At 57.3% G+C, this 24103-nt stretch carries 21 protein-coding genes; 10 read left to right on the plus strand and 11 right to left on the minus strand.

The annotated features are described in order from the left end of the window. Positions 1–3: 3 nt before the first annotated feature. The 3 genes from NOM67_RS09465 (at position 4) to NOM67_RS09475 (ending at position 3902) form a co-directional block, all read left to right on the plus strand. Positions 4–1113 (plus strand): LPS O-antigen chain length determinant protein WzzB, encoded by a 1110-nt coding sequence (locus tag NOM67_RS09465; protein WP_156852184.1) that lies wholly within the window; start codon positions 4–6, stop codon positions 1111–1113. Positions 1114–1212: 99 nt separating this feature from the next. Then, on the plus strand, positions 1213–2955 hold the full coding sequence (locus tag NOM67_RS09470) for a PglL family O-oligosaccharyltransferase (RefSeq protein ID WP_255936336.1): 1743 nt from the start codon (positions 1213–1215) through the stop codon (positions 2953–2955). A gap of 536 nt (positions 2956–3491) precedes the next feature. Beyond that, positions 3492–3902 carry an H-NS family nucleoid-associated regulatory protein gene (locus tag NOM67_RS09475; protein WP_104015297.1) on the plus strand — a complete coding sequence of 137 codons (411 nt, stop codon included), beginning with the start codon at positions 3492–3494 and terminating at the stop codon, positions 3900–3902. Between the two features lie 396 nt (positions 3903–4298). Here NOM67_RS09475 and NOM67_RS09480 read toward each other — a convergent pair whose 3' ends face one another. The 6 genes from NOM67_RS09480 to NOM67_RS09505 all read right to left on the minus strand — a co-directional run bounded on the left by NOM67_RS09480 (position 4299) and on the right by NOM67_RS09505 (position 13225). Next, entirely contained in the window at positions 4299–5660 is a 1362-nt protein-coding gene (locus NOM67_RS09480; RefSeq protein ID WP_255936340.1) for an efflux transporter outer membrane subunit, read from the minus strand. Position 5661: 1 nt separating this feature from the next. Then, the gene (locus NOM67_RS09485; RefSeq protein WP_156852181.1) at positions 5662–7605 is read right to left on the minus strand and encodes a MacB family efflux pump subunit; all 1944 of its coding nucleotides are present in this window, start codon (positions 7603–7605) and stop codon (positions 5662–5664) included. Further along, positions 7602–8765 (minus strand): efflux RND transporter periplasmic adaptor subunit, encoded by a 1164-nt coding sequence (locus NOM67_RS09490; RefSeq protein ID WP_156852180.1) that lies wholly within the window; start codon positions 8763–8765, stop codon positions 7602–7604. The genes NOM67_RS09485 and NOM67_RS09490 overlap by 4 nt, the downstream gene beginning before the upstream one ends. A 205-nt stretch (positions 8766–8970) precedes the next feature. Then, on the minus strand, positions 8971–9861 hold the full coding sequence (locus NOM67_RS09495; RefSeq protein WP_124243232.1) for a manganese-dependent inorganic pyrophosphatase: 891 nt from the start codon (positions 9859–9861) through the stop codon (positions 8971–8973). 245 nt (positions 9862–10106) lie between these two features. Further along, complete coding sequence (gene recN / locus NOM67_RS09500) at positions 10107–11771, minus strand: DNA repair protein RecN (protein WP_255936348.1); 1665 nt, start codon at positions 11769–11771, stop codon at positions 10107–10109. Positions 11772–11911: 140 nt separating this feature from the next. Beyond that, entirely contained in the window at positions 11912–13225 is a 1314-nt protein-coding gene (locus NOM67_RS09505; RefSeq protein WP_255936350.1) for a 6-phospho-beta-glucosidase, read from the minus strand. A 162-nt stretch (positions 13226–13387) separates the two neighbouring features. Between NOM67_RS09505 and NOM67_RS09510 the strand changes: the two genes are divergently transcribed. After that, positions 13388–14329, plus strand: a complete 942-nt coding sequence (locus NOM67_RS09510) for a LysR substrate-binding domain-containing protein (protein ID WP_255936352.1) — start codon at positions 13388–13390, stop codon at positions 14327–14329. Here the strand turns inward: NOM67_RS09510 and nadK are convergent. Further along, positions 14326–15210 carry an NAD(+) kinase gene (gene nadK, locus NOM67_RS09515; RefSeq protein ID WP_041208339.1) on the minus strand — a complete coding sequence of 295 codons (885 nt, stop codon included), beginning with the start codon at positions 15208–15210 and terminating at the stop codon, positions 14326–14328. The two genes, NOM67_RS09510 and nadK, sit on opposite strands and share 4 nt — an antisense overlap. 315 nt (positions 15211–15525) lie before the next feature. On the opposite strand from nadK, the gene grpE reads away from it, so the two are divergent. The 3 genes from grpE (at position 15526) to dnaJ (ending at position 19542) form a co-directional block, all read left to right on the plus strand. Further along, positions 15526–16101: a nucleotide exchange factor GrpE gene (grpE, locus tag NOM67_RS09520; RefSeq protein ID WP_198506373.1), complete on the plus strand. Its 576-nt coding sequence runs from the start codon at positions 15526–15528 to the stop codon at positions 16099–16101. Between the two features lie 268 nt (positions 16102–16369). Beyond that, the gene (gene dnaK / locus NOM67_RS09525; RefSeq protein WP_041208341.1) at positions 16370–18298 is read left to right on the plus strand and encodes a molecular chaperone DnaK; all 1929 of its coding nucleotides are present in this window, start codon (positions 16370–16372) and stop codon (positions 18296–18298) included. A gap of 101 nt (positions 18299–18399) precedes the next feature. Beyond that, positions 18400–19542 (plus strand): molecular chaperone DnaJ, encoded by a 1143-nt coding sequence (gene dnaJ / locus NOM67_RS09530; RefSeq protein WP_033113491.1) that lies wholly within the window; start codon positions 18400–18402, stop codon positions 19540–19542. A 61-nt stretch (positions 19543–19603) separates the two neighbouring features. On the opposite strand, the gene NOM67_RS09535 is transcribed toward dnaJ, so the two are convergent. From NOM67_RS09535 to NOM67_RS09550, 4 genes are all read right to left on the minus strand, one after another. Further along, entirely contained in the window at positions 19604–20332 is a 729-nt protein-coding gene (locus NOM67_RS09535; RefSeq protein ID WP_033113492.1) for an MgtC/SapB family protein, read from the minus strand. Between the two features lie 212 nt (positions 20333–20544). Continuing rightward, positions 20545–20934, minus strand: a complete 390-nt coding sequence (locus tag NOM67_RS09540; protein WP_042032493.1) for a hypothetical protein — start codon at positions 20932–20934, stop codon at positions 20545–20547. 379 nt (positions 20935–21313) lie between these two features. After that, the gene (locus tag NOM67_RS09545) at positions 21314–22585 is read right to left on the minus strand and encodes an NAD(P)/FAD-dependent oxidoreductase (protein WP_156852174.1); all 1272 of its coding nucleotides are present in this window, start codon (positions 22583–22585) and stop codon (positions 21314–21316) included. Between the two features lie 54 nt (positions 22586–22639). Then, entirely contained in the window at positions 22640–22825 is a 186-nt protein-coding gene (locus NOM67_RS09550) for a DUF2892 domain-containing protein (RefSeq protein WP_033136592.1), read from the minus strand. Between the two features lie 88 nt (positions 22826–22913). On the opposite strand from NOM67_RS09550, the gene NOM67_RS09555 reads away from it, so the two are divergent. Genes NOM67_RS09555 through NOM67_RS09565 form a run of 3 tightly spaced genes read left to right on the plus strand, consistent with a single transcriptional unit; the run spans position 22914 to position 24101 of the window. Continuing rightward, positions 22914–23228, plus strand: coding sequence for a helix-turn-helix transcriptional regulator (locus NOM67_RS09555; protein ID WP_005338008.1), 315 nt, complete (start codon positions 22914–22916; stop codon positions 23226–23228). Next, positions 23228–23641, plus strand: a complete 414-nt coding sequence (locus NOM67_RS09560) for a YeeE/YedE family protein (protein WP_198037927.1) — start codon at positions 23228–23230, stop codon at positions 23639–23641. The genes NOM67_RS09555 and NOM67_RS09560 overlap by 1 nt, the downstream gene beginning before the upstream one ends. A 13-nt stretch (positions 23642–23654) precedes the next feature. Then, positions 23655–24101: a YeeE/YedE family protein gene (locus tag NOM67_RS09565; protein ID WP_181268941.1), complete on the plus strand. Its 447-nt coding sequence runs from the start codon at positions 23655–23657 to the stop codon at positions 24099–24101. The last annotated feature ends 2 nt before the right edge of the window (positions 24102–24103 follow it).

A 24103-nucleotide genomic window follows, 5' to 3' on the forward strand; every position in this document is an offset into this window, starting at 1 on the left:
AATATGAAAAAAAAAGCATCTGTTATTCCTAACCAGTGGGTGCAGATACCACAATCGGATGATATTGACTTGCGTGAATTAATGTTGACATTGTGGCATCAGAGGGTGTTAATTTTGTTAATAACTCTGTTTTTTTCCATTATGGGAATCGGCTATGCTATGACTTCACGCCAAGTATGGACCAGTCAAGCTACTATCTCAGAACCTTCAGTATCCCAAATCGCTGAACTGCAATTGGCTGTGGATAAAATACAAGCTATAAAAGCTAGCAGCAACAGCAAAAACAGCAGTGATGATGCCACCTTATCAAATTCTGTTTTTGCATCACTTGAACAATCTGCGATTTATCAAAGTTTTATTTCAGCCTTTAATAGCATGAATAATAAACGAGCGTTTCTGATGCGAGAAGGTATTTATGCAGTGGAGATGGAGAAAGCAGGGGTCTCGGATAAACGTAGTGAGCGAGCACTAATAAGTACACTAGCTGATTCGATATCTGCTAGGGTCATGGATAAAACAAGTCAAGATATGACATTAAATTTCTCTGCTGAAACACCTGAACTTGCTCAACAGCGATTGGTGAAGTACATCAACTTTGTCCAGCAGCAGCAACTCAAAAACAAAAATACAGAACTGCAATCTATATGGCACAACAGAATAAAGGCTCTGACCGCACAATACGACAGTGTCAAGGCTGATACTTTGTTGAAAAGACAGGAAGAACTTCAGCGGGTTAGATATAGTCTGCGCATTAGCAAAGCCGCCGGGGTGGATGCACCTCTTGAGAGAATTGATAGCCAAGAGCTTTTCAACATTCAGCTAGGTGCGAAAGGTTTAGCTGAAAAATTGAACATATTGAATGAGATTAAAGACCCTGAACTGCTTAACCCTGAATTAGGAAAGATTCGTCTACAGTTAAGCAGTTTAAAAGCTTTGAATCTTCAAGATGTAGAGTTTACATCGTTTAATATGATCGATTCACCGGAAGAGCCTTTTACCCGTGACAAGCCAAAGCGTCCTCTAATTGTTGTATTGGCTACCCTGCTAGGTGGTATGCTGGGGGTGGCAATTGTGCTGGTACGTCATGCTTTTCGTCGGCCAGAAGCAGCATAATGTGAGTGGTTGATTGAGTGGAGGGGGCTATTTGCCCCTTTCTTTTTATCTATCTTTTCGGTGCCCTTTCAGTTTTGGGTCTGCTTCAGGAACTGGGCTATGACGTTAACGCGAATCATGATGATTTTAAGCGTGCTCTACTGGCTGATGGGCATGCATTTTTTTATACACAACCCTGGAGGTGCCGGGCTGTATCTGCCCTTTAATGCATGGGGGTGGGTGTTTGCCTCGCTGGCTATTGGATTGGGACTGTGGCAGGTGACGCTACGCCAGCGCCTGGTATTTTCTTCATTACAGGCTAGGTTATGGATAGGGGCATTTTTACTGCTGTTCCCTATGCTTTATCCGGGATTTGCTCTCAAGGATTATGCCATCCCCAGATTGCTGGGGCTGTTTGCTGGTCTGCTGTTTTTGTTAGGTCTCTATCAATGGCGATTTAATCGGTTGCTGCGTGACCGATTGCTCTATCTTGTCTTGATTGCGATCGCGATAGAGGCTGTGATTGGTCTGGTGCAGTTTTATCTACTGACCCCGGGCAACTGGATTGGCTATGACACCAAGGCCAATCGCCCATATGGAATATTCCAGCAGCCCAATGTGATGGCAACCTTTATGGCAACAGGGGTAGCTCTTGCTATCTGGCTGGAATTACGTAGTGAGGGGAGTCGCTTGCTGATGACTCTGCGCTATGGTGTCATTCTATCTGCAACACTGTTGCTAGTTGTTTTGCAATCCCGGGTGGGCCAATTGGGTGGCCTTTTAGCCCTGTTTTTATTGCTGCCGCAACTCTATCGTCACCAATTGCTCTGGCGCGTATTGGCTCTGATTATATCGGCGGTAGTGATTGGCCTGCTATCACAATACTGGATGGCAGGAGCCAAGCGTGGGTTGGAGATCTACCAGTCCGGCGGCATGCGTTCCATTTATTGGCCATATGCGATAAAGCTGATTTTGCAGGCCCCTTGGACAGGGTGGGGGTATGGCAGTTTTGAGTCTGTATTTCTGCATCACTACATGGCAGATAAAGCGCTGAATCCTGACATGATTCAGATCGAATACAACCTGGATCATCCACATAATGAATTTCTCTACTGGGCTGTTGAAGGTGGCATTGCCCCTATGCTCGGAATGGTGATCATGGGTGGCGCACTATTGTGGCGGCTAAGCAAGACTAGATTGAGTCATGGAATGGCGTTGTTGGCGCTGGTTACACCCATCTTGTTGCATACCCAGACTGAATATCCTCTCTATCATGCTATCGCATTGTGGTGGCTGCTTCTGACGCTTATTTACGTCATTGATGCTGAGATTGAAGAGGCCAACCTTGCCTATGATGGGCGTACCACATGGTGGGAATTTGAGTATCGCCCCTGGTTGTTATTACGTTTTATGGCAATTGCGATTCCTCTGGTCGTGGTTCCTTTTATGCTGACTGCGATCCATACCGCCTGGGTAGTTACCAAATATGAGCGAGGTGGCTATAAGGAGCCGACCTTGTTGCTGGATATAGTCAATCCAATGGCATGGTTGACCAGAGTTGAGTTCGATGTGAACTCGGTTCGTCTTATGGTTGGTTTGCAGACCCATAACAAAGGTGAACTTGAAGCTTATCTTGATTGGGGTAAAGAGTTTGTTCGCCATACGCCAAGAGCCAATATATACGCCAATATGGTCATAGCTCTTAATGCACTGGGGCGGATTGAGGAGGCCAATGCACTGCGCCGTGAGGCATTGGTGCTATACCCAACCGAGCCTTTATTGAAAGGCTCTGTAGCCACCTCAGTGATCAATAGCGTTGATCAGCGAGCCAATAGTGAAGCAAAGGAAGCCAAGGGACAGTAATCTCACGGGAAAGCCAGTTCTTAAAGTGCTGCCTTTCCTATTGGTTACTACCTTTGCCGCTGTAGAAATCAAGAACCAGCTATCAGGGTCATCATAACATGATGATTTATATGGATAAGATAATTGTTTGATGGCAATTTATTCGAGGGTTTAATAGGGGAAGGGGTATATCATTAACCACTGAGTTTGCAGACCTACTCTCCTGATTTGATATAGTGGATCGTGTTGCGCTGTGCTTTTTACTGAGATATCTCTCATGACTATCAAACATAGACTTGGCCGATTCGGAGTGGGTTTATTGGCACAATGTGGTAATTATGAGTCTATCTTTGTCGTTTATTTAGCCTTTTTTCAGAATGGCAGCCTAGCATAAGCGTTTTTCATCTATATCTGTGTTCTCTTTTGCGAACACAGACAACCACCACTGACTTGACTGCGAATAAAAAGCTTGAAGTAAATAAAAACTGTATGTTGTCGTGAATTGTCCATGCTATTCTAAAACCGTTATCTCTGTGACCGATTTTTGTGAGGAAATAATGAACGAGTTTCTGAAGGTTCTGCTGAACATTCGCAGTCTGCGTGCGGCTATTCGTGAGCTGCCGTTTGAGCAATTGCTGGAAGCTAAAGAAAAGTTTGATCTGGTTTATCAAGAGCGCGCTGATTCTGTTGAGCAGGAGCGTGCTGAACAGGAAGAGCGTCAGCGCAAGCTGAGCGAATTCACCGAAATGCTGCAGCAGGCTGGTATTGATCCTCGTGAGCTGCTGGCTAGTGCCGCTGCTCCGGCTGCTGCGACTGGTGCTGCCAAGAGCAAGCGTGCTCCGCGTCCGGCTAAATACAAGTACGAAGAAGATGGTCAGGAAAAAACCTGGACCGGTCAAGGCCGTATGCCGAAAGCCATTGCTGCTCAGGTAGCGTTGGGCAAAGACCTGAACGATTTCCTGATCTGATTTCGTCAGTTTGGATATTCGATAATGCCGCCTCTGTGCGGCATTATTTTTGCCTGCTGCATATTCTCACTGGATTATTCAATCCGCTCACCACTATTTTTCGTCCCTCTTTGTGAACTGGTTCTCCGTAAACACCTTATCTCTAGCATTTTATGAACTGCGGTAAATGCAGGTAGTGCGTGGCTCGATCCCGACAAGGGTTGTTTGCCTTGTATGTCTTTGCTTCAAAATGATGGGAGGGGATATGACAACAGAAACACAAGTGCATCAAGCGTTATCTCTCATCCTGCATATTTCTGGACAATGGAGATCCTTGGAGTGGGGAAGTAAAAAGAAAGAAGAAAATGGGAGTAATCTACAAGGCCCCACCCGCTTTCACGAGGTGGGGCATGCTGATTATTGGGTCAGGTTATCGCTGCCGCCGATGGCACGATAGATTTTCGCTGTAGTGTTGAGCTGTTCCTTCTGCTGAGCCAGCAGGCTCTGCTCGGCATCCCACAGGCGGTTCTGCTCGTCGAGCCAGGCCTGAACTCCGGTAGCCCCAGCTTCAAAGCGCGCCTTGGCCAATCGCTCCGACTCTTTGGCATACCCGAGTTGTTCCTGCAGGTAGCTGAGCCGCTGTTGGCCGTAGCTTCGTGCTGCCAGATTGTCTTCCACCTCGACCAGCGCGGTATAGAGCTGCTTGCGAAACTCGGTTTCGGCAATCTGGTAATCCACTTGTGAACTCGCAATAGCAAGACGGGTGTGGTTGTACTCAAGGAAGGGGAGGGCAAGGGTTGCCCCCAGAGAGCCGACCGGATTTTGCAGCACCTGTGCCAATTTATCCGATGCCGTGCTGGCACTGCCGGTCAGGGTGAGGCCCGGATAAAAACCGGTGCGGATCTCATCCCCTCTGGCCAGGGTTTTGCGCAGCCGCAGTTCCGCCGCTTTCACATCGGGGCGACGGGCCAGCAGATCGGCGGGAATGCCGACAGCCAATTCAGGAATGGGCTGGGTTGTCAGCGAAGTCGGTGCATACTCCAGCTGTCCGTGGCTGCGGCCAAGCAGCAGGCGCAGGGCATTACGGGCCTGCTCCTGCTGCGCCTTGAGAGAGGCGAGCTCAGCCTGTTTGCCCGCTTGCTGCTGGCGGGCCTGTGCCAGATCGAGTCGGGTGATGGCTCCGGCCTTGTATTTGGCCTGTGTCAGCTGCTCGGTGCGGGCCAGGTTGGCCAGCTGTTGCTCGCTCAAGGTAATGGCCGAGGCGAGATAGCCAAGCTGCCAATATTGCTCGAGGCTATTGCCGATAAGCATCAGACGCGTGCTGGCCAGATCCTGCTCGCTGGCAGCAGCTTCCCAGCTCGCCTGATCTCTCGCCGATGCCAGCTTGCCCCACAGATCCACTTCATAGCTCAGGCCAAGTGATGGCCCCATACTGCTGGTTGATTTACCGCTCTTCAGATCCTTGTTGCTACTCGCGCCCAGGCTGCCATTGACCGAGGGGGTGAGATTGGTATCGGCCTGATCAGCACCCAGCCGGGCGCTCTTGAGCTTGAGGGCGGCAATGCGCATGTCCGGGTTGGCGGCCAGCACCGCCTCGACCAGCTGGTTGAGCTGCGGGTCGTGAAAGGCTTGCCACCAAGGGCCAGCCTGGGTGGCAAGCTGTTCGCTGTTCGCCTGCTGCCAGACGGGAACGATGGCGAGATCTTGCCGGTGATAGGTGCTCTGCTGGCTGCAGCCACCAAGGGCGATAGAGAGGGCCAGCCAGGATAATTTGTACATGTTATTCCCTCGCCAGTGCGACCACGGGGTCGAGCCTTGCCGCGTTGCGCGCTGGCAGATAACCAAACAGGATCCCGATGAGTGACGAGCAGCCAAACGCCATCAGGATAGAGAAGAGCGAGAACTGCATCTTGATGCTGTCGACCAGCAGGGAGAAGAGCATGCCGATCCCGAGGGAGAGGCCAACCCCGCAAATCCCGCCGAGCAGGCTTACCATCACCGCTTCAATCAGGAATTGCTGCAATATGTCGGACTGACGGGCACCGACCGCCATGCGGATGCCGATCTCACGGGTTCGCTCCACCACTGACACCAGCATGATGTTCATTACCCCGACGCCGCCGACGATCAGCGAGATCAGCGCGATGGCCGAGACCATCAGGGTCATGGTGGCGGTCGTTTTCTCCACTGACTTGATGATGCTGTCGCTGCTGAAGGTGAAGAAGTCCTTCACGCCGTGGCGTTTGGTCAACAGCTCGATCACCGCCTGCTCCGCCAGTGCCGGCTGTATGCCATCCTTGACCCGGATGGTGAGCTGGCTGAAGTGATGCTGCGAAATCAGGCGGCTCATCACCGCACTGTAGGGGAGCCAGACATTGACCGACTGGCTGGAGGGGCCAAAACCAGTCTCCTGCGAGACAACCCCGATAATGCGCACCGGCAGCGTGCCGACCATCACCACCTTGCCAACGGGATCATCCTTGCCAAGCAGGCTGCCAATACTCTTCTTGTCCACCACGGCGACGGCAGCACGCTGCTGGATGTCTTGCCACTCGAGCAGGCGTCCGCTCACCAGCGTCATTCCTTTCACCTTGAAGTAGTCGTTGCTCACCCCGGTCACGCTGCCACTGCTGGTCTTGTTGCGGTAACGCAGCTGGCCCGGGCTGGCAATCTCGGGACTGGCGCCGGCCAGATAGGGCTGCCCGAGCAGGGCATCGAGATCCCCCTTGTTGAGGGTCTGGATGCTCGCCATCTTCTCATCACCCCACCCCTTGCCCGGGAATATCTCGATGGTGTTGGTGCCCATCGCATTGATCTGGTCGATCACCTTGGTTCTCGCCCCTTGTCCCAGCGCGACCACGCTCACCACTGCGGCGATGCCGATGATGATGCCGAGCATGGTGAGGAAGGTGCGCATCCGGTGGGCCAGCATGGCGTGAACCGCCATACGCCCCGCTTCCCGATAGCGATCCCAGTCATAACTGGCCCCTTCGCCAGCGGCTGGTGGTACGTTGAGCACCGGTTGATTGCCGGCAACCTTGCGTCCGCTATCCTCCTGCACCCGACCATCCTTGAGGGTGATGATCCGGTCGGCGTGGCTGGCCACCTCCATGTCGTGGGTCACCAGAATGATGGTGTGCCCCTGCTGATGGAGCTCTTTGAGGATCGCCATCACCTCCTTGCCGCTCTGGCTGTCCAGCGCGCCGGTCGGTTCGTCCGCCAGGATCACCTCGCCACCATTGGCCAGCGCCCGGGCAATACTGACCCGTTGCTGCTGGCCGCCGGAGAGTTGTCCCGGTGTATGGTGACTGCGCTCAGCGAGCCCGAGACGACCGAGCAGCTGACGTGCCCGTGCTTGTCGGTCATGGCGGCTGGTTCCGGCATAGATCGCCGGGATCTCGACGTTGGCGGCCGCATCGAGATGGGGCAGCAGATGATAGCGCTGGAAGATAAAGCCGAAGTGGTGGCAGCGCAGGCGGGCGAGCGCCAGCGCATCGAGCGTCGCGGTATCCTCTCCCCGGAACAGATACTGGCCACCGCTGGGACGATCGAGGCAGCCCAGCAGGTTCATCAGAGTCGATTTACCGGAGCCGGAGGCGCCAACGATGGCGATCATCTCTCCGGCTTCGATAACGAGATCGAGGGGATGGAGGACGGTCACCTCCTGCTCGCCGCTCTGGTAGCGCCGCTCGATCCCTTTTAGCTGGATCAGGGGCTCACTCATAGCATGACCGCCACATCATCCTGAGCGGCAGGTGCGCCGTGATTGAGCTGCACCTGCTCTTTTTCGTCCAGACCGCTCACGACTTCGATCCGGATTTCATCTTTCATGCCGGTCTTGATATGGCGGGTTTCGGTCGTCTCATCGTCCTTGATCACGGTGACTTCATACTCGTTCTCTCCCAGCGACTTGCCGAGGGCAGTTTGCGGTACAGTGAGTACCTGCTTGCGCTCGCCGAGCACTATGGTCACCTGGGTGGTCATTGCCACCCGCAGGGTATGGTCTGGATTTGGCACATCGAACAGGGCGTAGTAGTAGACGGCCGCATTGCTGGTGGTGGTACCGGTTGCAGCCTGATCGTTAATGTTGGTGGGCGCTAACTCCACGGCGCGCAATTTCCCCTGATAGCGGGTGTCCGGATCGCCAATCAGGGTGAAATATACCGGCATGCCCGCCTTCACCTTGGTGACATCCGCTTCGGAGATCTGTGCCTTGACCGTCATGGTATCGAGGTCGGCCAGCTTGAGCACGGTTGGTACCGTCTGGCTAGCTGCCAGTGTCTGGCCCTGGCGGGTGACAATGGTAATCACGGTGCCATCCATCGGCGCCAGGATCTTGGTGTAGCCGAGCTCGGTTTTGGCCCGCTCCACCTTGATGATGGCGTTGTCGATGTTGGCCTGGCTGCTTTGCAGATCAGCCCGGGTGACGGCCAGCTGCGCTTCGGCGCTCTCCAGATCGGCGCGCGAACTAGCCTCCTGCTTGAACATCTGTAACTGGCGCTGCCATGCCAGCTGATACTGCTTGAGCTGAGCCTGCTTGATCTTGAGCTGGGCGCGGTTGCTTGCCAGCTCGGCCTCGGCGGTTTTCAGGTTGTTCTGGGCGATGAGCGGATCAATCTCCGCCAGTAAATCCCCCTTCTTGACCCGATCGCCTGCTTCGACGGCAAGCTTGGTGACCTGGCCGGAAACCTGAGCGCCGACATCAACCTGTTCAACGGCTTGCAGCACGCCGCTGGCCAGCACGGTCTGGGCAATATCTTCCCGGGTAACCGGCGCTTTGAGGATCGCTTTGGGAGGATCGCTTGGCCATACCAGCCAGCCGATCAGTGCCAGCCCGAGCAGAGTGAAGAGCGCTCGGGTTCTCAGCTTGGAGCTTATTTTCATTGAACACCTGAATGAAATCAGAACACGAAAGGGTTACAGGGCGACAATCGTGCAGCAAAGCCATGGTAAATAACAGCCGAAAATATGTAAGCAAAGTTATGGTGTTACCTGTCAATTGGGGGGCAAGTCACGACTCTAGCTGTGGTGAAATAAAAAAGCCCCGCACAGAGGCGGGGCTTTTGCTGAGGCTTGGTGATAGGCGTGCTTAAGCCTTGGCCAGCAACTCCATCACCCAGGGCAGACCCTGCTTCTTGCGGCTGACAAAGCCCGGGTGGTAGCTGGACTCTGCCGGTACTTTGGCGTGGCGGGTAAAGTAGATGCGGCTGGCGGCGGCGGTCAGGTCGGTCACCATCAGGACGAAAAAGTCGAGCCCTTCGCCTTCAACACGGTGTGCCATCTCTTGCTGCAGAGTGTCGATCTGGTCGGCAAGCTGTTGTTCGCTGCCCACTTCAATCTGGCTCATGATGAAGTTCAGACCTTCGGCCTGGAATGCTTTCTCATCCTGCTGCAGCAACTGCGCAGGAGTGAGACCGCTCAGATCGGTTTTTGCCATCAGCAGCTGTTGACCAAACTCGGCCAGCGACACCTCGGCCAGCGGCGCAAGACGCTCGCAGGCGATCTTGTCCTGCTCGGTGGTGGTTGGCGAGGTGAGACAGAGGGTGTCGCTCATGATGGCACCCAGCATCAGGCGAGCCTGGCTGCGGGTCACGGTACCTTGCTGGCTCAGCAGATCAAAAGCGATGGTGCAGGTGCAGCCGACGGCCCGGATCCAGGCATCCAGCGGAGACTGGGTGATCAGGGAGCCGAGACGGTGGTGATCCACCAGTCCCAGTACATTGGCCTGGGAGAGGGTGGCTGGGCCCTGCTCCAGATCACTGAAGTCGACCAGCCAGACATCTTTATCGGTCAGATCCTGAGTCAGCAGCTCGGGCTCGGCAACACCAGCCTGCTCCAGAATGAAGCGGGTCTCGGTACGCAGATCGCCGAGGCGCCATGGGGTGGCCTGACGGCCTTGTGCATTGAGCCAGTCAGCGATCACCAGAGCGCTGCAGATACTGTCACTGTCGGGATTCTTGTGGCCAAAAACGTGGATCATAGACAAAGCCTCACAATTGGATACCCATAAAGGGGGCAACACTATGCGAAATCCCCCTCGTCAAGGCAACCCGATCCCGGCAGATGTTGCTGCCTGCTTGGCCAAATCCACCATTTTATTGATCTGGGTCGGTGATCTCACCGCTCTGACAAATGGCTGGGGAGGCATTTGCCCTACTGACTCAGGATGCTTTTCCAGAGCCAGAGCCTGCCGGTGGTTATGTTGCCATCAGGCTGGCCAGGGAATTAATGGTGCAGCAGCTCGCGGGCATTGGCCAGGGTAATGTCGGTGATCTGATCGCCCCCCAGCAGGCGGGCCAGCTCGTTGAGCCGGGCGCTCTGATCGAGCGCATCCATCCGGGTTTCGGTAGTCTTGCCGTCGGTGTGCTTGCTCACCACCATGTGCTGGTGGCCATTGCCCGCTACCTGCGGCAAGTGAGTGACCACCATCACTTGAGTCGACTCGCCAAGCTGACGTAGCAGGCGACCCACCACGGCGGCGGTCGGGCCGCTGATCCCCACATCCACTTCATCGAAAATCAGGGTCGGAGTGGAGACCTTGCGAGCGCTGATCACCACGATGGCAAGGCTGATACGCGACAGTTCACCGCCCGAAGCCACCTTGCCAAGCGGTTGGATGGGCTGACCCGGGTTGGTGGTGACCATAAATTCGACCCGATCTATACCCAGCGGAGAGAGGCTGCTCTGGGCATCGGGGCGCACCTCGATGGCAAAGCGACCATCGGGCATCGCCAGTTCGTGCATGCTGCTGGTCACCTTGGCACCCAACTCCTGGGCGTAACGCTGGCGGCTCAGGCTCAGGGCCTCGGCGGCCTGAACAAACGCCTGACGGGCCTCGGCCAGCTCGTCTTCCATGCCCTCTAGCCGTTCCTCGTCTGAGTTGAGGCGGGCGAGATCAGAGGCCAGCTCCTGATGATGCTGGGCCAGATCTGCCGGTTTGACATGGTGCTTGCGGGCCAGATTGATCGCCTTGGAGAGGCGGGCCTCAAGCTCGTTAAAACGCTCGGGATCCAGTTCCAGCCGATCGAGGTAGCTACGCAGTTCGCTGTGGCTCTCCTGTACCCCGATCAGCGCTTCGTTCAGCATCTCCAGTACCGGGGTGAGGCGGCTGTCCATGCTGACCAGCCCCTCGGCCCGATCGACGGCTGATTGCAGCAACCCTGCGATAGTGGTCTCTTCGTTGTCATAGAGCAGATCGAGGCAAGCCCCGCACTCCTGCATCAGCTCTGTGCCGTTGGCCAGACGCTGGTGCTCCTCTTCTATCTCTTCGAACTCCCCCGGTTGCAGGGCAAATTCGTCCAGCTCCTGCACCTGGTACTCGATCAGCTGGCGGCGGGCCTCCCGCTGTTGCTGCTCGGCCTTGAGCCGGTTCAGCTCGTTTTGCAGTTGGCGCCACTGCTGATAGTGCTGGCGAACCTCGTCGAGCAGCAGATGGTGACCGGCATAGCCATCGAGCAGGGCGAGCTGGTTGTCGGGTTTGAGCAGCATCTGGTGGGCATGCTGACCGTGTACGTTGACCAGCAGCTGGCCCAGATTCTTGAGCTGGGTGAGAGGGACGGGCACACCGTTGATATAGCTGCGCGAACGCCCCTCGGCAGAGATGACTCTCCGCACGATGCACTCACCTTCGTTCTCCAGCTCGTTGGTGGCGAGCCAGGCACGGGCGGCCGGGTTGTTGTCGAGCAGGAAGCGGGCGCTGACCTCGCTTTTGTCGCTATCGGGTCGCACCATGCCGGCTTCGGCCCGCTCACCCAGACAGAGACCGAGAGCGTCGATGGCGATGGATTTACCGGCACCGGTCTCACCTGTGATGCAGGTCATCCCCGGTTGCAGATCGAGTTCGAGAAACTTGACGATGGCGAAGTTGTTGACGGTCAGCTGGGTCAGCATGGTCTCATCCTGTATAGGTCAACATTACTGTGTATGTATCCAGTATATACTGGTCTTATATACAGTAAAGAGGGTTCCGTCATTTTTAACGAATGCAGGCCACCAGATTGGTGGCCTGCGGGAGCACAACAAGGTGAGCGTCAGTGAAAAACTGACATCAGATCCGGATGGGCTGCGATCACCTCGTCCAGAGCCTGTTCCAGCTTGCTGCCGCTGGTGATGAGGGGGTTGAGCACCAGAGCGCGCCAGGCTGTATGGCGGTTGCCGGTGATGGCTGCCTCGATGGTGAGCTGTTCGAACTCCTTCATTAATTGCAGCAGGCGCAGGGTATCTTGCGGGAAAGGCGCCACGTTGAGCGGCAGCGGGCCCGACTTGGTGATGAGGGAGCTAACTTCCACTGCACATTCGTCCGGCAGGCCGTTGATGGCACCATTGTTGCGGGTGTTGACGTGCATGATGATGCGCTTGTCGTTGTGGATAGCACTCATCAGTTCGCAAGCCGCTTCGGAATAATATTGGCCACCTCGCCCCTCCAGTGCTTTCGGTTTCTCTGCGAGATCCGGGTTGCGATAGAGATCGAACAGCTGCTGTTCGATGGCCTTGACCACTTCGCCCCTGGTTCCTTCGCCACTGGCCTCACCGAGTTCCTGCTTGAGGATATCGTCGCTCATGTAGTAGTAACGCAGATAGGCACAAGGGATCATGCCCAGATGGGTCAGCAAATCCTTGGGCCAGACAAAGGGGGGAATATTGCGCGGAACCAGTGGATCGTGTCCTTGTGCGAGTCGGGCAATCACTTCGCCGAGTTTATTCTTGCCTTGATGCTGGATCTGGCGCACGAAGATAAAGTGGTTGAGTCCGGCCACCTGCATGATGAACTCCTGCTCATCGTGGCTCTCCAGCAGGGTAGCGACCCCTTTTTGCATGATCACCGGCACGTTGCACAAGCCCACCGCCTTGATCTTGCTGTGGCGCATGACGGCTTCGGTCACCATGCCTGACGGATTGGTGAAGTTGAGCAACCAGGCATCGGGGCAGAGGCGCTCCATGTCGGCGGCGATCTGCAAGGCGATGGGGATGGTCCGGCATGCGTTGGCAAAGCCGCCCAGTCCGTTGGTCTCTTGCCCTATCAGGCCATATTTCAACGAGATCCGCTCATCGCTGATGCGGGCTTCCAGGCACCCGGCGCGAAACTGGGAGCAGACGTAGTCGGCACCGCGCAGCGCTTCTTCCCGATCCAGCCTTGTTTCAACCCGTACCCCCAGTCCGACTTTGGCCAGCATGCGGCGGGTGAGGGCAGCGATGATTTCCATCTTTTCGCGGCCATCGTCGATATCGACCAGCCAGAGTTCGCGCAGCGGCAACTCGTGCTGGCGCTGGATTAACCCCTCGATCAGCTCCGGTGTGTAGCTGGAGCCGGCACCGATGACTACAATCTTGAGTCCGTTTTTCATTGTCCACCTCATTAGCAGGGATAGGGTTTGACCCTATTAAAGAGAGGCTAGGGCGGGCCGACAAACGAAATATGGGGTAGCATGGATTAGCCTGTTTCATGCATGAGGGGAAATGGCATACTGATGCCCTGCACCGCAACGCGCGTCATCATGAGGTTATCCATGCTGGTTCAACAGAACACTCTTGCCCTGCTGCACACCTTCGAGAGCACGGCCCGCCACCTCAGCTTCACCCGCGCTGCCGAGGAGATGAATCTTACCCAGGGGGCCATCAGTCACCGTATTCGCCATCTGGAGGGGTTATTGGGGTTTCGCCTCTTTATTCGCCTGACCCGTAAGCTCGCATTGACGGAAGAGGGGGCACGACTGCTGGCGACCCTGAGCCACTCCCTGCGCCAGATCAATGAGGAGATTGAAGATATCCGTGCTCAGGATCTGCGCGGCACACTCCATGTGGGGGTTGCGCCGACGCTGGGGCTCAACTGGCTGATACCCAGATTACCGCGCTTCCAGCAGCGCTGGCCCGGGTTGAATGTGATGATGCGGGTTCGTGCCGGGGCGGTGGATTTCAACGAGGAGCGGGTAGATCTGGCCATCTACTACGGTGCCACCCGCTGCAGTGATCTGCACCGTGAGCTGTTGATGGAGGAGCGCCTGGTTCCTGTCTGCTCCCCCGCCTATGCCGAGCGGCTGGGGTTGCTGAGAGAGCCGGCCCGGTTGGCGGAGGCCTGTTTTATCCATGCCTCTGAATCGACCGATGTGCAGCAACTCTTCTCGGAGTGGCGGCTCTGGTGTGATGGCGCTGGCATGACACTGCCCCATGAACAGCGCCACTATGGTTTCAATCACTATCAGATGGCTCTGCAGGCGGCACAAGGGGGGATGGGGGTCGCGATGGGGCGGCAGGTGCTGGTTCGCAGCTTGCTGGAACAGGGCTCGCTGGTGGCAGTTGGTGGCCCGGCGGTGGCGGCCGGGCGCAACTACGAGTTGATCTCGCCGCGGGAGAACCGCGAGCGGCCGCGTTTTCGCGCCTTCAGCGACTGGCTTCGCAGCGAGGTGGCACTCAGTCAGAGCACTGCTGCGCAGCCTGATCCGGCAGCTTAAAACAGCTTGCTGCCCCAGCCAAGCTTGTTGCGCAGCACGTGGAAGTAGCTGTAGTCGAGCGGATGCACCAGATGAAGCTGATGGTGGCTCTTCTTGATGAGGATCTCGTCCCCCGGGTGGACCGCCAGGGTCACCTGACCGTCACAGCTGACCTGCATGGCATCATCCTGATTGTCCGGCGAGACCAGCAGCCGCACTTCGCTGTCGGCATCGAGCACGATGGGGCGACTGCTCAGGGTATGCGGGAACATGGGCACCAGCGTGATGGCGTTGAGCTTGGGGGTGAGGATGGCGCCACCTGCCGACAGGGAGTAGGCGGTTGAGCCGGTCGGAGTGGCCACTATGATGCCGTCCGAGCGCTGGCTATACATAAAGCTGCCATCGATATAGACCTCGAACTCGATCATGTGGGCGATCTTGCCCGGGTGCAGTACCGCCTCGTTGACCGCCAGATTGCTCGATTTGCGCTCGCCGTGGCGATAGACCGAGGCTTCCAGCAGGAAGCGGTGTTCACTCTTGTAGTGGCCGGAGAGCACCTGCTCTAGCGGCAGCAGGTAATCCTGCGGCGAGAGATCGGTCAGAAAGCCAAGGTTGCCCCGGTTGACCCCGATCACCGCCACATCGAAACGCGACAGTACCCGCGCCGCCCCCAGCATGTTGCCGTCACCGCCGACCACGATGGCCAGATCAGCCTGTTGGCCGAGCTGAACCAGATCCATGACGTTTTCATCGAGGATGCTCAGGGTCTGGGCAACCCGGCTCTCCACCAGTACCCGGAAACCGCGTGAGGTCAGGTATTGATGCAGGCCGGTCAGCGTCTGGTTGGCCCCCTCATGGTGGGGTTTGCCAATCAGGGCGATGGTTTTGAACGGAGAATCCATAGTCTGTCGGGTCTGGGTGAGTATTGGGGGCAGTATACAGCGGTTTGTCACGCTTGTGACGTCCTCCCGCGCGCTTCCCTTGCAGAGGTGGGAGGGCTATCTCCTTGACGCTGCTGGTTAAAAGCTGAGCTGGATTGCCAGAGATGCAGCAAGGAAAGTGCCAATAGTCCTGTTTGCGTGACCCGGATTGCCCTTTTTCCCCTTGAAAGACAGGGATCCATCCCCATAATAGCGCCAACATAGTCGGTCTGATGTCACTGGTCGCTCAGCCAGACGTCAAGGCCCTCGTAAGTAACCCCGGAATCTGGAGATGTCATGAACCACGAAGAGCAAAAGGTTGAAGCGATGGAGCAAGTTGAAGCCCAGCCAATCGAGCCGACCGATGTAGACAGTGAAGTGACAGCCGAGCAGGCCCGTATCGCCGAACTGGAAGAGCAGCTGGAGACCGCCATCCAGAAGGCGGCGGAAGAGCGCGAACGCGCCCTGCGTACCGCTGCCGAAATGGAGAATCTGCGTCGTCGTACCGAGCTGGACGTGGAGAAGGCGCACAAGTTCGCGCTGGAGAAGTTCGCTGCCGAGCTGCTGCCGGTACTGGACAACCTGGAGCGCGCCATCGAGCTCGCCGACAAGGAGAACGACGCCCTCAAGCCGATGGTGGAAGGTGTCGAGCTGACCCTCAAATCCATGCAGAGCGGTGTGGCCAAGTTCGGTCTGGTTGCGCTGGATCCGACCAACCAGCCGTTTGACCCCAATGCTCATCAGGCGATGAGCATGGTGCCGAGTGCCGATGTCGCGCCGAACACCGTCATCGCAGTGATGCAGAAAGGCTATGAGCTGAACGGTCGGGTGATCCGTCCGGCCATGGTCATGGTATCCAAGGCCGCCGACTGAGTCGGCACTTGATGCCCAGGCCCGCCGCTTGGCGGGCTTTTTGTTTATCTGTCTGGTCTGTCATGGACTGATCACGACAAAAGGTAGGGTTTTTGCGGGGCAGGGCTTGAAGTGGCCGCTTGCGACCCCATATAGGATGCAAGGCCACGGCGGCACAAAAATTTTGATGCCGGGAGCTTGAAAGCCAGATTGGCAGGCCCCACCTAGCCGTTAACGCATTAAGGCGAGTTCCTCGCCAGTTTATTCAAAGTATTTGGAGATTTCTCAAATGGGTAAAATCATCGGTATTGACCTGGGTACTACCAACTCCTGCGTTGCCATTCTGGACGGCGACACTGCTCGCGTGATCGAGAACGCAGAAGGCGATCGTACTACTCCGTCCATCATTGCCTATGCCGATGATGGCGAGATCCTGGTTGGTCAGCCGGCCAAGCGTCAGGCCATCACCAACCCGAAAAACACCCTGTTCGCCATCAAGCGTCTGATCGGCCGTCGTTTTGAAGATGACGAAGTACAGCGTGACCTGAAAATCATGCCGTACGCCATCGCCAAGGCCGACAACGGTGACGCCTGGGTTGAGGTGAAGGGCAAGAAAATGGCACCGCCGCAGATCTCTGCCGAAGTGCTGAAAAAGATGAAAAAGACCGCCGAAGACTACCTGGGCGAGCCGGTAACCGAAGCAGTTATCACTGTTCCGGCCTACTTCAACGACGCCCAGCGTCAGGCTACCAAGGATGCCGGTCGCATCGCCGGTCTGGATGTTAAACGCATCATCAACGAACCGACCGCAGCTGCTTTCGCTTACGGCGTGAACAAGGTCAAGGGCGAGCGCAAGGTTGCCGTATATGACCTGGGTGGCGGTACTTTCGATATCTCCATCATCGAGATCGACGAAGTTGAAGGCGAAACCACCTTCGAAGTACTGGCGACCAACGGTAACACCCACCTGGGTGGTGAAGACTTCGACAACCGCGTCATCAACTATCTGGTAGACGAGTTCAAGCGTGAGCAGGGCATCGACCTGCGCAACGACCAGCTGGCTCTGCAGCGTCTGAAAGATGCCGCCGAGAAAGCCAAGATCGAGCTCTCTTCTGCCCAGCAGACCGACGTCAACCTGCCGTACATCACTGCCGATGCCACTGGTCCGAAGCACATGAACATCAAGGTGACCCGCGCCAAGCTGGAATCCCTGGTAGAAGACATGGTGAAAGATTCTCTGGAGCCGGTTCGTGTCGCCCTGAAAGACTCCGGTCTGGCAGTTGGCGAGATCGACGACGTGATTCTGGTGGGTGGTCAGACCCGTATGCCGCTGGTTCAGAAGACCGTTGCCGAGTTCTTTGGCAAAGAGCCGCGTAAAGACGTCAACCCGGACGAAGCCGTGGCCATGGGTGCTGCCATCCAGGGTGCCGTACTGTCCGGTGACAAGACCGACGTACTGCTGCTGGACGTTACCCCGCTCTCTCTGGGTATCGAAACCATGGGCAGCGTGATGACTGCGCTGATCGAGAAGAACACCACCATCCCGACCAAGAAGTCCCAGGTGTTCTCCACTGCCGAAGACAACCAGTCTGCCGTGACCATTCACGTGCTGCAGGGTGAGCGCAAGCGCGCCAGCGACAACAAGTCTCTGGGCCAGTTCAACCTGGAAGGCATCCGTCCGGCTCCGCGTGGTCTGCCGCAGATCGAAGTGACCTTCGACATCGATGCCAACGGTATCCTGCACGTCTCTGCGAAAGACAAAGAGACCAACAAAGAGCAGAAGATCACCATCCAGGCTTCCTCTGGTCTGTCTGATGACGAGATCGAGCGCATGGTACGCGAAGCCGAAGCCAACGCGGCCGAGGACAAGAAGTTCGAAGAGCTGGTGCATGCCCGCAACCAGGCTGATGGTCTGGTCCACTCCGTACGCAAGCAGATCACCGAAGCCGGTGAAGCCCTGCCTGCCGACGACAAGACCAAGATCGAAGCCGCTCTGAGCGAGCTGGAAACCGCCATCAAGGGTGACGATAAGGCTGCCATCGAGGCCAAACAGCAGGCTCTGCTGGAAGCGTCCCAGAAGCTGATGGAGATTGCCCAGCAGCAGGCTCAGGCACAAGGTGCCGCCGGTGCTGACGCCGGTCAGTCCTCCTCTTCTGCCAAGGCTGACGACGACGTAGTCGACGCCGAGTTCGAAGAAGTGAAAGACGACAAGAAGTAAGCCCGACCCAGATGGGCGAAGCAGGCTTCGCCCATCGGTTTAGTTTATGAATTCACGGGCGTTGGGTGACCAACGCCCGTCTGCGTAACCACAGGATGAGTATGTCGAAGCGCGATTTCTACGAGGTGCTGGGGGTATCGAAAGATGCCGACGAGCGCGAGATCAAGAAGGCGTACAAGCGTCTGGCCATGAAGTATCACCCTGACCGTAATCAGGGCGATGCCGGTGCCGAAGAGAAGTTCAAAGAGGTCAAGGAAGCCTACGAGATCCTGACCGATGCCAACCTGCGCGCCCGTTATGACCAGTATGGTCATGCCGGTGTCGACCCGAGCCAGGGTGGCGGTGGCCACGGTGGTTTCGGCGGTGGTGCCGACTTTGGCGACATCTTTGGCGATGTGTTCGGTGACATCTTCGGTGGCAGCCGTGGCGGTGGTCGTCGTGGCCCGGCTCGTGGTTCCGACCTGCGCTACACCATGGAGCTGACGCTGGAAGAGGCGGTACGCGGGGTCTCCAAGGAGATCAAGGTGCCGACCCTGGTTCACTGTGAAGTCTGTAACGGCTCCGGTGCCCATACCGGCAGCAGCGCCCAGACCTGCCCGACCTGCCACGGCTCCGGTCAGGTGCAGATGCGTCAGGGCTTCTTCGCGGTGCAGCAGGCGTGCCCGCACTGTCACGGTCGCGGCAAGATCATCAAGGATCCGTGCCGCAAGTGCCACGGTGAAGGTCGCTACCAGCGCACCAAGACCCTGTCGGTCAAGATCCCGGCAGGTGTTGATACCGGCGATCGCATCCGTCTCTCCGGTGAAGGGGAAGCGGGTGAAGCGGGGGCTCCGGCAGGGGATCTCTACGTACAGGTACACGTCAAAGAGCACGAGATCTTCGTGCGTGACGGCAACAACCTCTATTGCGAAGTGCCCATCAGCTTCACCGCTGCAGCTTTGGGCGGCGAGATCGAAGTACCGACCCTGGATGGCCGGGTCAAGCTCAAGGTCACTCCGGAGACCCAGACCGGCAAGATGTTCCGCATGCGTGGCAAGGGCGTGAAGTCAGTGCGCTCCGGCCAGGTGGGAGATCTGATGTGCAAGGTGGTGATCGAGACTCCGGTCAACCTCACCGAGCAGCAGAAAGAGCTGCTGCGCCAGCTGGACGAGTCGTTCAGCGGTGCTGCTGCCAAGACCCACAAGCCGAAATCGGAAGGCTTCTTCGAAGGGGTGAAACGCTTCTTCGACGATCTGACCAGCTGATTTCAGCGACCCGAATAAACAGAGCCGGCCTTGTGCCGGCTCTTTTTTTGGCCTTTTTCGGTCAATCCGTGGTGCTGGCGCGCCAGAAGACCTGTTTGATATGCGGGTGAATACCCAGTTTGCCCATCAGGGCATCGAGCTCGTCGCCATCGATAGAGGTGGCGAGCAGCACCGCCGAGATCTCCAGATCCCGTTCGCCAAAGGGCTCGATATCGAGCTCGCTCAGGGGGTAGTTGGCCTGCTCCAGCATCTCTTCGAGCCAGTGCAGCACCTCTTTCTGGTGCTCGCGCGGAGTGAGCGCCGTCACCTTGTAGGTCACCTCGGTGTCGAGATTGTCCACCGGACGCCGGTTGATCTGATTGACCAGCGGCCGCAGCAGGGTATTGGCGGCGAGCACGAACAGGGCGCCCAGAATCGCCTCGATGGCGAGCCCGGCACCACAGGCGGCACCGACGGCGGCCACCCCCCACAGGGTGGCGGCGGTGTTGATGCCGCGGATATTGCCCGACTCGCGCATGATGACACCGGCGCCGAGAAAGCCGATACCGGAGACGATATAAGCCACTACGTGGACCACGCTGTAGCTGCCGCCATGGAGGTCATAGATACGCTGGGCCAGATTGACAAACAGCGCGGCACCCACGGCGACCAGCACGTTGGTACGCAGGCCGGCGGTACGCTGGCGGTACTGACGCTCCAGCCCGACCAGCGCCCCCAGCACGAAGGCCAGCAGCAGGCTGGCGAGGGTATCGATCAGGGAGATCAGATCAAGTTGTTGCCACATTTTCATGGCCTGTTCCTTCTTGGTTGCCGATGGCCTTCGGGATGAGCGGGCTGTCAGATATAACCCGGGCAGATGAGTAGACGCGCGTGGTGAAGGCCATCACAAAGGGGATGAGCACGCACGTCAAATGGGCCTGCCTCTCCCGTTTGCACGGAGAAGCAGGCACTTTTTCACTCGGATTGAACGGGGCTGGCAAGCCCCGAGGTTAACGGGTTGGCTCAGTTGAGCTGGGGATTGCCATCACTGCGTGGCCGCAACTCCCAGCGCACCGGATGTGCAACGCCCACCTGATGGACAAACTGCACCAGATAGCGGCGCTGGGGCGGTGTGCAGTGCACATTGAGCACCAGCTCCCGGCCACCGCTGCGTCCCGGCCGCATCGACTGCATGGGCTGCAGGCCGGCGGGTTGCAGCGTGTGGTTCACCATCTCCAGCACCTGCTCCATATCGGCGCGATCCTCGCAGCGGATCTGCAGCCGGTAGTGGTGCTGGCGCTGTTTGCCGCGCAGCCAGAGTGGCAGCCAGCCACGACCCAGCTTGCTCAGCAGGGGATGAGCCTGTGTTGCCATCATCGGGTTGGCAACGGACTTGGTTGATACAAAACGCATAGCAGCCTCCTTGTGGGAAGCAGAAACTATGCAGGCATGACGGCCACGGCTTTTGGCCAATGGTCGCCAGACGTCAAGTGTAAAAAGAGAAGAGGGGAGTGGATTTCCGCTTCTCGCAGGGCTGCGAGCATGCGGCAGAGAAAGACCTGCGGCTAGCTCGCGACCTTGGTACCGGCTGACAGGGCCGGTCTACAACTGTCACTTGATGAGTTGCCCACTGATGGTCTCCGCTATTGATAAGAGGCTCGAATGATAGCCGAGCTGACGCAGAGGGTAAACCCCGAGCCAGTGGCGGAAACATCCTGAAACAAATTTGAGCTCTCACTTCGCCGCGACCGCTTGACGGCCCTGCGAGGTTGGCAGGGCCGCCCTTTGCGGCTTACTCCGTCTTGTCGATGCCAAGGTATTTGAGCATCAGTTTTTCATAGATGGGCTCGGTATCGCCCACCTGCATTTTGTGCAGGAAGTATTTCTCGAAGGCGATCTTGGCCAGATGGACCCACTTCCCTTTCTTGAACCAGGCGACGTTGCGCGGCGGGATCTGCGGCATTGCGACGAAGGCGGCGCCGGTGTCCCCCATGTCCGCCAGACAGATGGCATTCCACACCGCCTTGGTCACCGGCGGCTGGCCACTGAGCTCCGCCTTGATGTTGTGGCTAAGGGTGCGAACCATCGCCTCAATCATGTAGCCAGTCTTGGGTACGCCGGTTGGCACCGGGGTTTTATGCTGGGGCGGGATGGCGATGCAGACCCCGGCGGCGTAAATCTGCGGGAAGGCGGGATTGCGCTGGTGTTCGTCGACGATGACAAAACCGCGGGGATTGACCAGCCCCTCGATGCCTCGCAGCGGCGCAATGCCGACAAAGGCGGGCAGCATCATGGCGTGTTTGTAGGGCAGAGTGTGGGTGCGCTTGATGTTGCCCTCATCGTCCAGCTCCTCCACCGTCATCTTGCCATCCTTTGCTGCCACGGTGCGGGCATTGCAGATCCACTGCACATCGCGCATCCGCAATTCGCTCTCCAGCATTCCCTTGGAGTCGCCTACGCCGTTCAGACCCAGATGGCCGATGTAGGGCTCGCTGGTGACAAAGGTCATGGGCACATTTTTTCTCACCTTTTTGTCGCGCAGGTGGCGATCGAGGATGAAGGCGTACTCGTAGGCCGGGCCAAAGCAGGAGGCCCCCGGCATGGCGCCGACAATCACCGAGCCGGGCTCATCGACCAGTGAGCTGACGCTGTGACGGCACTCTTCGGCGTGGGAGAGGGTGCAGACGCTGGTGGTGCCACCGGATTCGGGGCCAGCCCCCGCTACCTCGTCAAAGGCGAGCGCCGGGCCGGTGCAGAGCACCAGAAAGTCGTAACTCAGGGTCTGGCCATCGGAGAGGGCAATCTGCTGTTCGCCAGGTTGCAATCCTGTCAAGGCCGCATGAATAAAGTGGATTCCCTTTTTCTTCACATGGGGTTCGATGGGGATCGAGGTCTCCTTGCGCTCCCGCCACTGGACGGCAATCCACGGATTGGATGGGGTGAATTCAAAGTCCGGCTTGTCGTTGATGAGGATCACCTCATGCTGCTTGCCCAGTTCGGCCTTGAGTTCGTAGGCGGCGGACATGCCCCCCAGACCCGCGCCTATGACGATTACCGTTGCCATGTTCAGCCTCCTGCGTTTATTACACGCTCATGTGAGCAGGGTCATCCGACCCGGTTATTTCAATCCCATCCTTTTGAGGATCATCGCTGCCGGGCAGAAACCGGTGAAGGCGCTCTGGATCAGGTTGACCCCGACAAAGGCGCTCAACCAGACAAAACCCGGATGAACCCAGGTGGTAAGGATCAAAGAGAGCAGCAACATGCAACCCGCGACGATTCTGACTCCGTTATCTACTGTCATAGCCTTTCTCCCTATCTGTTTTAGATATTGCTAATTTAGTGTTGTTTTATACAATAGAACAAATATCAGCAATTGCTAATTTACTTCTATGAGCCAATTCGACGAGATGAACAGACATGCGACAGCCGCCGCCTCCCTGCTCAAGGCGTTGGCTCACCCTGAACGCCTGATGGTGCTCTGCCAGCTGGTGGAGGGGGAGAAGGGGGTCGGGGAGCTGCTGGCCCACAGCCAGTTGGGGCAGTCGGCCTTCTCCCAGCAACTTTCGGTATTGAAGCGCTACGGCCTGATCCGTTCGCGCAAGGTCTCCCAGCAGATCTACTACTCGCTGGTGAGCGAGGCGGCCGCCGATGTGCTGGGGGCGCTGCAAACCCATTTTTGTCACTCAGAAAATAAGGAATCTTGATGATGGAAAGCCAATGGCTGCTCTCTTTGGGCGGCGGCATGCTGGCGGGGCTGTCAGCCCTGATCCTGATGTTGTTCAACGGCCGGGTTGCCGGGATCAGCGGCATTCTGGCCGGTGCGCTGCAACACCGTGCGCCCTGGCGGGTGCTGTTTCTGCTGGGGCTGGGGGCGGGCGCCTGGTTGGCTCTGACTCTGGGTTGGGCCAGTATGCCTGCATTCACCACCTTGCCCGGCTGGCCCGTTGTGCTGCTGGCCGGTCTGCTGGTTGGCATCGGTACCCGTGTCGGCAATGGCTGCACCAGTGGCCACGGCATCTGCGGCATGGGGCGGCTCTCCCTGCGTTCCATCGTCGCCACCCTGACCTTTATGGCGGTTGGCTTTATCACCGTCTTCGTCACTCATCATCTGCTGTAAAGGACTGATCGCCATGAAATTGCTGACAAGTTTGTTTGCGGGCCTGCTGTTTGGACTGGGGATGGCCATCTCCGGCATGGTGGATCCCGCCCGGGTCACCGGTTTTCTCGATCTGGCCGGGGCTTGGGATCCCAGCCTCGCCTTCGTGATGGGGGGCGCCCTGCTGGTCTTTATGCCGGGTTACTTTCTGCTGGTGAAACCTCGTCGTCAGAGTGTGTTGGGCGAGCCCATCGCGGCCGTACCTGCCCCAAAGCTGGATCGCAATCTGGTTGGTGGTGCTGCGCTGTTTGGCATCGGCTGGGGATTGGTGGGTATCTGCCCGGGGCCTGCCTTGAGTCTCATTTCCAGTGGCCAGCCCATGATACTGTTGTTTATCGCGGCCATGGTGGCCGGGATTTTGCTTGTTGATCGGGTCTTGGTGAAGGTGCGGGAGAAGCGCTGCCACCCCCGCTCTGCCTGAAT

This window comes from Aeromonas sp. SG16, from assembly GCF_024436135.1.
Classification (GTDB): domain Bacteria; phylum Pseudomonadota; class Gammaproteobacteria; order Enterobacterales; family Aeromonadaceae; genus Aeromonas; species Aeromonas jandaei.